The 12,743-nt window shown below is 56.1% G+C and carries 6 protein-coding genes; 4 read left to right on the forward strand and 2 right to left on the reverse strand.

Annotated elements, in window-relative coordinates; all coding sequences use genetic code 11:
- Window positions 1–9 precede the first annotated feature (9 nt).
- Window positions 10–1,341: a phosphonate ABC transporter, permease protein PhnE gene (phnE, locus tag V6575_RS08630; protein ID WP_340273863.1), complete on the forward strand. Its 1,332-nt coding sequence runs from the start codon at window positions 10–12 to the stop codon at window positions 1,339–1,341.
- Window positions 1,342–1,345: 4 nt separating this feature from the next.
- Here the strand turns inward: phnE and V6575_RS08635 are convergent, their stop codons facing one another.
- Entirely contained in the window at window positions 1,346–2,128 is a 783-nt protein-coding gene (locus V6575_RS08635; protein WP_340273864.1) for a class I SAM-dependent methyltransferase, read from the reverse strand.
- 188 nt (window positions 2,129–2,316) lie between these two features.
- On the opposite strand from V6575_RS08635, the gene V6575_RS08640 reads away from it, so the two are divergent.
- Window positions 2,317–3,522, forward strand: a complete 1,206-nt coding sequence (locus tag V6575_RS08640) for a lytic murein transglycosylase (protein ID WP_340273865.1) — start codon at window positions 2,317–2,319, stop codon at window positions 3,520–3,522.
- A 3-nt stretch (window positions 3,523–3,525) separates the two neighbouring features.
- On the opposite strand, the gene V6575_RS08645 is transcribed toward V6575_RS08640, so the two are convergent.
- Entirely contained in the window at window positions 3,526–4,494 is a 969-nt protein-coding gene (locus tag V6575_RS08645) for an aldo/keto reductase (RefSeq protein WP_340273866.1), read from the reverse strand.
- 222 nt (window positions 4,495–4,716) lie between these two features.
- Between V6575_RS08645 and V6575_RS08650 the strand changes: the two genes are divergently transcribed.
- Complete coding sequence (locus V6575_RS08650) at window positions 4,717–10,278, forward strand: MG2 domain-containing protein (protein ID WP_340273867.1); 5,562 nt, start codon at window positions 4,717–4,719, stop codon at window positions 10,276–10,278.
- A gap of 42 nt (window positions 10,279–10,320) precedes the next feature.
- Entirely contained in the window at window positions 10,321–12,447 is a 2,127-nt protein-coding gene (gene pbpC, locus V6575_RS08655; protein ID WP_340273868.1) for a penicillin-binding protein 1C, read from the forward strand.
- Window positions 12,448–12,743: the final 296 nt, after the last annotated feature.

The raw sequence follows: 12,743 nt of genomic DNA on the forward strand, positions 1-12,743 counted from the left end.
GGCTCTGACATGACCACAGCGACGCTTCAACACAGTATCGACAGCGCTACCGTTCTGGGCCAGATCCGCAAACGGACCGCCTTTGCCATCGGTTTGCCGTTTATTGTCCTAGCCTATTTTGCCTACACTTGGTTTGCCTTTGATGTGCCAACACTGCTGGAACGAGCCCAGCCGAACCGGGCTGTGATCCTGGCGACTGATGCGGTCGCCTATAAGGTTCATGTCACAAAGGACATGCGCCGGGGCGGTCTGTCTGTCGCCATTGAGGGCGAGCGAACCGCAACCTTTCCCGAGGGAACGGCACCTGACTGGGTGGACATTGACGGCGACAACGCTGTCATTGATCTCAGCGATGGTTATCTGATCGAGATCGTCGGCAAGACGATGAATTTCACCGTACCGGATTATGGCATCATCAAGGTGACAGCCACAAAGACCGGCGTTGAGACCGTTCTACCAAGTGGACCAGTGCCTGACTGGGTCAAGGATGATCCGCGCAAGTTCGATGCCCGTCCTACGCTGGATCGTCGTGTCCAGGTGACCAAGACCAAGATCGAAGTGCATAATTATTTCGGCGGATGGGAGAACTTCTGGTTCGCCTTCAATTCACCGCTGCATGGCAAATCCTTCGGCGAGCTTGTCAGCCTTGCCATGAGCAGTAACCGCATTGAAGCGGACCGGTCCAACCTCTCGTTCATTGTCCATGAGTTTCTGTCCAACACGGACTGGCAGCATGGCGAGGTTTTCACGGCTCTGTTCGAAACCATCATGATGGCTGTGCTAGGAACCTTCACGGCGGCTCTGGTCGGTTTGCCGCTGGCCTTTCTGGCAGCTCGCAACTTCACGCCGTCTTTCTTGGTACGCTTTGGCATTCGGCGCGTGTTCGATTTCCTACGCGGTATCGACATGCTGATTTGGTCGCTGATTTTCATCCGGGCGTTCGGTCTTGGACCTTTGACTGGTGCGCTGGCAATCGCCTTCACGGACACCGGAACGCTTGGCAAGCTATTTTCCGAAGCGCTTGAAAACATTGATAATCGACAAGTTGAAGGCATCCGGGCGACAGGTGCCAACCAGTTGCAGCGCTATCGCTTCGGCGTGATCCCACAGATCTTGCCGGTCTTCGTGTCCCAGGTGCTGTATTATCTGGAATCCAACACCCGCTCAGCAACCGTCATCGGTGCTCTTGGTGCTGGCGGCATTGGCTTGATGCTGGTGGAAACCATGCGGACCTCCCGCGATTGGGAAAACACCACCTACATCATTTTCCTGACCATCATCGTGGTCATTGCAATGGATCAGGCATCCAGCTGGCTGCGCCGCAAGCTGATCGAGGGCTAAGAGTTTAATCGCCGAGAGTTGCCGTGATCATGGCGCATTCGTGATCCAGTTCGAGAGTGCCGTTGGTATTCTTGAATGTCTGGGAGACATGACTTGGTACAGAGCGGATTTGCGTGTCCGTCGGAGACCAGACCTCTGTCATGGATCCGAGGAAATTGACGACGTCCTCCTGGCTGGAAACCCGGTAGACATCGACAAAAAGCTCTTTGTCGACGGTTTGGAAATGAGGCGATAGCAACGTCTTGGCAGTATCAGGATCGAAAGCGTGTGCACCCGGATCGACACGGACACCGGATTGGCCGAAGGCCTGATAGGCGGTCTCGAAAATCGGCTTCATGTTGCGGGTGGTGTTGCTGGTTAGGTAGAGCTTGCCGTTTGGTCGCAACACACGGGCAAATTCGGCAACGGCTTTGGGCTGGTCCTTAACGTGATAAAGCATGTGCAATGCGAGCACCGTGTCGAAGCTGTTGTCCTCGAACGGTAAATCCTCCGCATCGCCAACCAGGCTGGTAAGTGCGCTTTTGGCTTGCATGAACTTCAGCACTTCAGTGCTTTTCGACAGCATCGCGGGGGATTTGTCGTAAAGGGTGAGGGTGCCGGGATATTTCTCATGGTGTGACAACACCAACCAGATGTTTCCGGTCCCGCATCCCACATCGAGGACTTTGTCCGAGGATGTGATCGGCAGTCGTTCCGCCAACCAGCCCAGCCAGTTCTTGGTGCTGTACTTCTTGGCGAAATTGACACGAATGTCGAAATTGCTGCTTGTGGCATATTGTGAGGTCATAGTGCGGCACACGAGAGTTCACCAAGCAGCAGGGCCGATAGGCGGTTTGTACAGTTCAAGATACAATTTACCTATGCCTGATTGCAAGAAAAGCAGGGACAAGGTTCTCTTTGCGTCAGTTTTGCCTCATTCTTTGCAATTCCATCGGGCATCCTTAAATTTCGACTGATGATTCTTTGAGGCTATACATGCTGCTGTTCGCAAACTTCTATCGCTTCACGCTTTCCGGTATCGTCTTGGCTGCTCTTTTTGCCGCCATGTCTCATGCCGAGGCCGCGTCCCTAGAGAGTTGCGTGTCGGGTCTGAAGGCTCAGGCGATAAAAGCAGGCGTGCGCTCCGAAGTGGCCAACCAGATGCTGTCCGGCGTAAAATACGACGAGAAGGTCATTCGGTTCTCGACCTCTCAGCCGGAATACAAGACGCAGATCTGGGACTATATGGCGTTTCTGGTCGACGCCCAGCGGATCAAGGACGGCAAGGCGCTGTTGAAGAAGCACAAATCCACATTGTCCTCAGTCGAAAAACGCTATGGCGTAGACCGGCATGTGGTTCTGGCAGTCTGGGGCATTGAGAGCGATTACGGACAATTCCGGGGCGATTTTTATACGCCTCATGCCTTGGCGAATCTCGTCTGTGCAGGCGGGCGCAGAACGAAGTATTTTCGTGGTGAGCTGATCAAAACCTTGCAAATTGCCTCGCGCGGCGATGTGCCGATCAAGTCTTTTCAAGGCTCCTGGGCCGGTGCTTTCGGCCAGACCCAGTTCATGCCGACCACCTACACCCGCCTTGCTGTGGATTTCGACGGCGACGGTCACAAGGATCTGGTGAATTCCATCCCCGATGCCTTGGCTTCAACCGCGAATTTTCTGAAGGACGCAGGCTGGAGAAATTCACGTCCCTGGGGCTATGAAGTCAAATTACCGAAGGGCTATAACGGCCCAACCGGCCGGAAAAAACGCTCGGCCCTGTCCACTTGGTCCAAGCGTGGGCTGACCCATGTCGACGGAAAACGTCTGTCCGGCAAGCTTGAGGCCGGTTTGATTTTACCCGCTGGCCGCAGCGGTCCAGCCTTTTTGGTGACGCGCAATTTTGATGCGCTACGCTCCTACAACGCCTCTCAGTCTTATGGTCTGGCGATTGCTTTGCTGTCCGAGCTGGTATCAGACGGCAAGCCGTTCATAACGCCCTGGCCAACCAATGATCCGGGGCTGTCCCGCGCGCAAAGGCTTCATTTGCAGAAGCTGTTGAACAAGGCCGGGTTCCACGTTGGCGAACCGGATGGCAAGGTTGGCCCGGCCACCCGTAAAGGCATTAAACAGGCTGAAGCCCATCACGGCCTGCCAGTGACAGGCCGTCCTGGCTATTCGGTTTATCTGAAGGTCGGCGGACAGTAGAGTTTACTGCTCCTCGAACCGGTCATTGGCTGGAGGTGGGGTGCGCGAGAGAGCGGCAATCTCGTGGCGCAGTTCAGCGCTCATGTCGATGTCGACGGATTTCAGTGCTGCTGCCAATTGGTCCGTGTTGCGAGCGCCGATGATCGGCGCGGTGATGCCATTATGCCCGCCAACCCAGGCAACGGCGAGAGACACGGGGTGAACCCCCATTTTATCTGCGAAGACGCTGAACTTCTCGGCAACATCATAGACCCAGGCTTCGCCGTAGCGTGCCGCATACATGGCGTTTTGAGCCAGGCGTGTTCCGTCGGGTTTGACGCCTGGCCGGAATTTTCCGGAAAGAAGCCCACCGCCCACTGGGCTATAGGAGATGACGCCGAGGCCCTCTGACAGGGCCAGCGGCAGAATTTCGGTCTCGGCCTGACGTTTTACCAGATTATACATTGGCTGCAGTACATCAAACTTGGACCAGCCTTCGCGTTGGCTGATGCCAAGTGCCTTGGCGACCTGCCAGGCCGCATAATTGCTGGCACCAATGTAAAGCACCTTGCCTGCCCGAACGACATCTTCCAAGCCGCGCAAGGTTTCCTCAAGCGGTGTTGCATGATCAAACTGATGGACGAAATAAACGTCGAGGCGGTCTGTTCCCAGGCGGCTCAGGCTTGCATCAATCGCCCGCGCCACATGTCGGCGGTTGGTGCCACCGGAATTCACGTCGTCGCCCATTTTCCCCTGAACCTTGGAGGTGATCACCAGTTCGTCGCGCTCATGAGCAACCAGGCGCCCCAGAATTTCCTCCGAAACGCCATTTGAATAGACATCGGCACAATCGAAAAAGTTGATCCCGGCCTCGCGGCAATTGGCATAAAGCGCAGCGGACGTCGCCTCATCGGCATCGCCGCCAAAGGACATCGTGCCAAAGCAGAGTTCGGACACCTTCGTTCCGGTACGTCCAAGTGGTACGAGTTTCATGGCGGATCTCCCAATTTGGTTTATTAGTAATTTTGCGAGGTGATTAAAACCAAACCTCTACAGGTGGTCCAGTGGTTGTCTGAAAGAAACTCCTTTGTCGAAAGATGCCTCTGACGCGACCTGTATGGCGTTTTTTCGGATTTTTGCCTTTGCATGGACATGTTCACGTGTACCTTTACCCATCGGCAGGTTTGAAAGTGCCAATGGGGTGGGGAAGTCACGATGTTTCGGCGCAGTACATTGGGTTTGGCAAGTTTTCTTTCAAAGAGGGTGATCGCAGGAGCGATGCGAGCAGCAGCTGTAGGGGCATTCGCTGGCTTTTTTGCCGTCTCGCCGCTGAGTCTGCAAGTCAAAGCGCAAAGCGCTACTCAGGACAAGCGGATCGTGACCATTGAGGACGCCGATTTCTTTGGCTCCGATTATCGCACAGTTAAAGACGTCGACCTTGAGGGTTGTAAATCGGTTTGCCTCGCCGACAATATCTGCCGTGCCTTCACCTTCAACACATCTGCCAACTGGTGTTTTCTGAAGTCTGACTTTGGTCAGCTGCAGAGCTTTCAAGGTGCTGTTGCCGGACGAGTCGTGGCGGTTCAGGCTCCGAGCGAAGACCAACAGGCCGACCGCAAGGCAGAACTCGTATTTCTGGATCGCAGTCTGCTTGATACTGCTGAGACATATGCTGCACGTTTGCAGCAACGCTCAACTTCAATCAATTCGACTGCAGATCAGCTGCGCCGCAATGGGCGTCAGGCGATTGCCAATAAGAGGGGTGAATTGGCTGAGGCGGACTTCGGCGCTCTCATTGCCTTGATGCCAGGTGATGTTGAAGCTTGGGCGCGCCTGTCTGTGGCACAGATGATGCAAAACCCAGAGGACTGGCAGAAGCGCCAGACCAAGCAGGAGAATGCGACATCGTCTGCAATCAATGCGTATTTGCGTTCATCCGGTCAAATCGATAGAGCCCGCGCGCTTGATCTCATCGGCACCTCCCTTGCCAACAGGCAGCAATGGAAACCGGCGATCAAGGCTCTGCGCGCAGCGCTTGCGTTGGATGAAACACCAGACCTGCGCCGACGGTATGATCAGATGGTGGCCGAGCACGGCTTCCGGATTGTCAGTAACACCGTGTCTGCTGATGCCGCATCACCGCAGATTTGCGTTGTGTTTTCCGAGGGCTTGGAAAAGGGAATAGACGTCTCTCCCTATGTAATTGTGACCGGAAATGGATCAACTTCGGTTGAGGTTGAAAGTGCGCAGGTCTGTGTCGACGGGGTTGCTCATGGCGAGCGTTATCAGCTGACAGTGCGAAGTGGCCTTCCATCCGCAGATGGCGAGAAGTTGGAAAAATCTGCAAATTTGAACGTTTACGTCCGGGATCGGGCTCCGGCAGTTCATTTTCTGGGCCGTGCCTATGTCTTGCCAGCTGGTGGGGATCCGACCATTCCGGTCGTATCGGTCAACAGTTCCGAAATTGAGGCACAGATTTTCCGCATTGGCGACCGTGGGCTTGCGAGCGCCGTGCGAGAGGGCAAGTTCCTGCGCCAACTCGGCTCCTATCAGGCCGATGAGATCGCCGATAATCTGGGCGAAAAGGTTTGGTCAGGAACCGTGGAAACGGAAAACACCCTCAATCAGGATGTCGTCACGGCGATTCCCTTGAATGACATCGGCCTTGAAGTCAGGCCTGGCGTCTATGCGATGACGGCCAGATCGAAACTGGACACGAAAAACCAGTGGGGCCCTCTGGCAACGCAGTGGTTCATTGTATCTGATCTGGGTCTGAGTGCCCTGAGTGGCACAAGCGGTATTGCCGTCAATGTGCGCTCGCTGACCAGTGCAGAGGCTCTGTCCGGTGTGGCGCTCAAGCTTTTGGCGGTCAACAATGAAGTGCTCGGCGAGGCGATCAGCGATGACGCTGGGTTCGCTCAATTCGCGCCCGGTCTTGGACGGGGCCACGGCGGAATGGCTCCCGGACTGGTCATCGCGGAAACGGACGCCGGGGATTATTCCTTTCTGGATCTCAGAAAGCCCGCGTTTGATCTGAGTGATCGCGGCGTCGAAGGGCGTCCGGCTCCGGGACCCCTTGACGTTTTTGCCTGGACGGATCGCGGAATTTACAAGGCTGGGGAAACTGTCCACGCGCAGGCTCTGATCCGCACGGCAAAGGCCGTTGCGCAGGAAGGCCTGCCGCTGACCTTCATTCTGGAACGTCCCGATGGTGTTGAGCAATCCCGTGTGCTGGTTCAGGACGGCGGGCTTGGCGGTCATCTGCATGATTTTGACCTTGATCAGGGCGCGCAGCAGGGTGTTTGGTCCTGGCAGGTCTTCATCGATCCAAAAGGCGATGCCCTGTCCCAATCGACATTCCTGGTTGAGGACTATCAGCCGGAACGGGTGGATTTCAGCCTCGATACCGCAGCAACAGTTTTTGAGCGGGATGTCGCGACGGATGTTTCCCTAACAGCACGATATCTCTATGGCTCACCCGCCAGCGGCCAGTCGCTTGAGGGCGACATCATTGTCACCCTGGCTCGTAAACTGGTAGGACAGCCCGGCTATGAATTCGGATTGCTCAGTGACAGTTCCTATCCGACCCGCGAAGCGTTGCCGTCCGGGCTAAAGACCGATTCTAGCGGCAAAATGTCGTTTCAGGTCTCGTTGCCCGAGATCGCCAGCACCACCGGCCTTCATAAGGGCGAACTCGTTGCCCGGTTGGTGGAAGCAGGTGGTCGCTATGTCGAACGCCGCCTGAAACTCCCTGTTGCCGTGGATCGCGAGAAAATCGGCATCAAACCTCTGTTTGACAGTGGCGTCGATGAGGGCGGTCCGGCTGAATTCAATGTGATTTTGCTGGGAGCTGACGGTTCGCTTCAATCTGCGGACGGTCTGTCTTGGACCTTGTCCAAGATCGATCGGCGCTATCAATGGTACCGCGCTGACGGAACATGGCGTTATGAGCCGATCACGACGACCAAACGTGTGTCCAATGGTGAGCTGAATTTCTCAGCCGATCAACCAGGCAGCCTTTCCGTGCCGGTTGACTGGGGCAGATACCGTCTTGAAATTCAGTCAAGTGGCCCCGGCGCAACGGCGACCAGCCTCGAGTTCTCTGCCGGTTGGTACATGGCAGACGCAACCTCGGAAACACCGGATTATCTGGATGTTGGCCTGGACAAGAAAAGCTACCGCCCTGGGGACACGGCAGTTCTGCGCCTGATATCACAGGCTGACGGCATTGCCGTTGTGAATGTCGTTTCCGGCGGGCTTGTCAGCACGCAAACTTTGGAAGTTGTTGGTGGGCAAGCAGAAATTTCCTTGCCTGTGACCGGAGAGTGGGGGGCAGGGGCTTATGTGACCGCCAGCTTGTTCCGCCCAATGGATCTGGCCAACAACCGGATGCCATCACGCTCCATTGGTCTGTCCTGGCTTCAAGTTGATCCGGGTAAGCGCAAGCTGGATGTTGACCTGTCCGCGCCAACGCCCCTTCGGCCTTCCACGACACTGAGTGTTCCAATCGCCATTGCAGGCCTGCAATCTGGAGAAGGTGCCTATGTCACCTTGGCAGCTGTAGACCTCGGCATTCTCAATCTGACCGGCTTCAAGACGCCTGCGCCAGAGGATTGGTACTTTGGTCAGCGTCGGCTGGGCGCGGAAATGAGAGATCTTTATGGCCAGCTCATTGACCGGACAGCCGGAACACGGGGCCGTATCCGCTCTGGCGGTGATGCCATGGCCATGCGTTTGAATGCGCCGCCGCCCGACGAGGAGCCAGTCGCGCTGTTCTCAGGGTTGGTGAAGCTGGATGATGAGGGCAAGGCCGTTGTCGACTTCGAGGTGCCTGAGTTCAATGGCACGCTTCGGCTGATGGCGGTTGCGTGGACCCAAGAAGGCGTTGGGCACGGCACACAGGATGTTGAAGTCCGTGCGCCGATGGTCTTGAGCGCAAGTCTTCCCGGTTTCCTGGCTCCAGGCGACGCATCTCGTTTGAGGCTGGATATCGACAATGTCGAAGGGCCTGCCGGCCTGTATGATCTGACGATCTCTTCGGAAGGGCCGTTGGACTTGTTTGGTCGCGTTCAGACACAGCAGATTACGCTGGAGCTGGGCCAGAAGGCTGACGTTCTTGTCCCGTTGCAAGCGATGAACCGCACCGGAAAAGGCCGGATCTATGCCGCTCTGACTGCGCCTGATGGCACTGAAGTTGTCAAACAGATGTCGCTGGATGTCCGTGATACCCAGCCCAATGCCGTGCGCCGGTCGTCTTTTGCTCTTGGAACAGGTGAAAGCCTGACCCTTGATACGAACAGTTTCGCCGGACTTCGTGCCGAGACCGTGTCTGTCACGGTGACAGCAGGCGGCGCTGCGCGGATTGATGTTGCCGGACTGCTGGATGAGCTCGACCGCTATCCGTTCGGATGCACGGAGCAGACCACCAGCAGGGCATTGCCGCTGCTTTATCTCAACCAGGTCGCACGTGCTGCCGGTCTTGGCGATGATCCTGCGATTCGCGATCGGGTAGTGAAAGCAATCAGAGGCATTCTGGCCAATCAATCGGCGGACGGGTCTTTCGGTCTCTGGAACAGTTACAGCAGTTTTGACCCGTGGCTCGATGCCTATGTGGCTGATTTCCTGACCCGCGCCCGCGAGGAAGGCTATGTCGTGCCGGATCGTGCTTTCGATATGGCCCTGAGCAATCTTGAGAATCGTCTGGCCTATGTGTCTGATTTCACTGAGGGCGGCGAAGAGATCGCCTACGGTCTCTATGTCCTGGCGCGCAATGGTCGCGCCTCCATGGGAGACCTGAGGTATTATCTTGATGCCAAGCTGAACGCCTTTTCGACGCCACTTGCAAAAGCGCAACTTGCGGCAAGCTTGGCTCTTTACGGAGAGACCGAACGCGCAGAAGAAGGCTTCCGGGCGGCCGTCCTTGCGCTGGGCAATAGGCAGACCGCAAGTTCTGCTAGCGGGTATCGGGCGGACTACGGTTCATCGTTACGCGACGGCGCAGGCGTCTTGTCCTATGTGTCAGCTTCTGGTGGCAGCAATCAGCTGGAAACTGAGGCGAGTGATTTTGTCCGGACCGCACAGGACAGCCGAACTCATTATTCCACGCAGGATATGGCATGGCTGCTCATGGCAGCGCGTGAGTTGAACGAGCAGGCCAGAACATCCCGCATTGTCGTCAATGGTGAGGAAATACCGGGACGACTGGTATGGGCGTTTGATGGCGGCGACCTGGAGCGGGAAATGGCGCGTGTTGAGAATCGCAGCGCTGAGAACACAGAGCTTCTGGTGTCCGTGATCGGTCAACCCATTCAGCCTGAGCCTGCTGGCGGAACAGATTATGCCATTGAGCGGCAGATGTTTGATCTTGATGGCAATCTGTTGGTTCCGCAGGCCATCCCCGTGAATACACGGGTTGCTGTCGTTGTCACGGTTCGGACGCTGAGCGACACAACCGGTCGGTTGATAGTGGTCGACCGCCTTCCGGCAGGCTTTGCCATCGACAATCCTCGGCTTGTCCGCTCGGGAGATCTTGGCGGCTTGAAATGGTTGAAGACGGTCGATCAGACTGATTTTGTTCAGTTTCATTCAGATCGGTTTGAAGTGTCAGTCGATCAATCGCGCAGCGGCGGCTCCGAGTTGACTTTCGTCTATCTGGCGCGTGCGGCAACGCCTGGTGATTATGCCCATCCACCAGCATCTGTCGAAGATGCCTATCGTCCTGAGCGGCGGGCGATCACAGCCACAAGCCGGGTCAGCGTGCTCGGTCCGGTTCGCTAGGCCGTTATCTTGGCAACCTCGGCGAAAGGACGTTTCTCATTCATGCGGTTCTCCGCTAAGGGGATCCTGCCGTTTGCTTTCGCCGGGGTGATGGGCTTTATGATTGTTGCTGCCGTTGGCGGCATTACCGTCTGGTCGGACTATGCGAATTTACCTCGGGCGGAGCGTCCTGAGGCTCTTTCCCTGTCCCACGTCGTGCTTGATCGGCATGGCCAGTTGCTCAGGGCCTTCACCAGCGCGGATGACAAATGGCGCTTGCCGGTCAAGCTGGGGGACATCGATCCGCTCTATCTGCAAATGCTGCTGGCCTATGAGGACAAGCGATTTAAGACACACAGTGGTGTCGATTGGTCGGCGATGGCCCGTGCATCCTTGCAGATGCTGTCCTCCGGGCAGATCGTCTCGGGAGGATCAACTCTGACCATGCAGGTCGCAAGGCTTCTGGAAGAGCGACCAACGCGCAGTCTTTCAGCCAAATATCAGCAGATACTGGAAGCGTTTCGCCTTGAAGAGGATCTGACCAAAGACGAGATCCTGACTCTATATGCCTTGCGCGCGCCCTTCGGCGGCAATCTGGAAGGCATTCGCGCCGCAAGCCTTGTCTGGTTTGGCAAGGAGCCCAAGCGACTGACGCCCGCGGAGGTCGCGCTGCTTGTCGCTTTGCCACAATCGCCTGAATCGCGACGCCCGGATAGACATCCGGCGTCGGCGGAGCGCGCACGCAACCGTGTTTTGGCCCGCGCTGTGAGCGCCGGGGTTCTGAGCGAAGACGATGCGCGGGGCGCGCGGTTGGAGAAAATACCGGAAATCAGGCGAGATATGCCGTTTCTGGCCGCTCATGCGGCGCGGCAGGCGGTGACTGACGATGCCGATCAGTCGATCCATTCGCTCACGCTTGACCATGATCTTCAGGCGGCTCTTGAGCAGTTGGTGCGTGAACGAACTCCGGCGATCGGACTTCGAGCTTCCGCAGCTATCATTGTGGCTGATCATCAGAGCGGTGAAATTCTGGCGTCTGTCGGATCTACCGGGCTGATGGACGAGGCGCGATTCGGTCATCTCGACATGACCAAGGCGACGCGCTCTCCCGGCTCGACGTTAAAGCCGCTGATTTATGGTCTGGCGTTTGAGCAGGGTATCGCGCATCCGGAAAGCTTCATTGATGACCGGCCGATAGATATCGGTGGCTACAAGCCAACGAACTTTGATCGTGCCTATCAGGGGCGGGTCAGCGTTCGTGATGCATTGCAACTGTCTTTGAACACACCAGCGATCCAGCTGCTGGAAGCTGTGGGTCCAGCCAAACTCGTTGCGCGGCTGAAGCGATCCGGGGGGAGGCCTGTTTTTTCGGGGCATCAGGCAGCTGGCCTTGCCATCGGCTTGGGAGGTCTAGGCCTCAGTCTGCTCGATCTGACACAGCTTTATGCAGGCCTCGCCAATCAGGGGAGGGCGGTTCATCTTTATATAAAAGGGCCGGATGGAGAGCTTCGCAGTGACCTATCTATGGGCAAAAGCGTTGGCTTGCGTTCTAGCTCAAAGGTTCTCGATGAAATCGCAGCCTGGCATGTCAGTGACATTCTATCTGGACTGCCGCAGCCGCAATCGGCTGGTACGGCCCATATCGCTTATAAAACCGGAACGGCCTATGGCTATCGCGATGCTTGGGCGATCGGCTTTGACGGTCGCCATGTTATTGGTGTCTGGACAGGCCGGGCCGATGGAACGCCGGTTCCCGGAATGACGGGTACCAAAACTGCGGTTCCGATTCTGTTTGAAGCTTTCCAACGTCTGAAACAGGCTCCCGATCCATTGCCATCAAGCCCAAAGGGCACCTTGAAGGTTTCCGGAGCGGAGTTGCCCTTGCCGCTTCGGGCCGCGCGCGTGTCTGATGGCGGCGGTGAAAACGGCCAGATGCCCTTGTCGATCATTTATCCGCCGCAAGATGGCATTGTTGAACTCGGGTTTTCAGAAGAGGGCGCATTGCAGCCGCTAGTGGTCAAACTTCAAGGCGGACAAAGGCCCTATTCCTGGTTCGTCAACGGTACACCGGAGCAGAGCAGTACATTTGCCATGCAGCTCCATTGGCAACCCGACGGACCTGGCATGGCGCAGGTGACCGTGGTTGATTCGGTTGGCGAATCCCAAAGCGTCGAACTTTTCCTGCGCTAGAGCTGATTTGTTTGAGCTAAATCTCCTGAAATAAGCTTTTTCGACTAAAATCCAAGCTTTCACAGGTGTTCATGCAGCACTGAGAGCTTGGCGGTCTCTCTGTGAGTGACGACTTGTCCAACCCTTGGGTTTTTGAGGAAGCCGCCGTGGAAATTATAAATTGGCACTCCATGGACTATGGCCCAATGTATTATTTTTCGCGGGAAGATTAATTTCTTTTTTCTGAATGTAAGCTGGTGAGTAGAATAATTTTTATAATTAGAATGTAAACTAACTAGTGTAATTTCGACTGTTTT

The organism is Roseibium algae (genome assembly GCF_037783265.1).
GTDB lineage: Bacteria > Pseudomonadota > Alphaproteobacteria > Rhizobiales > Stappiaceae > Roseibium > Roseibium algae.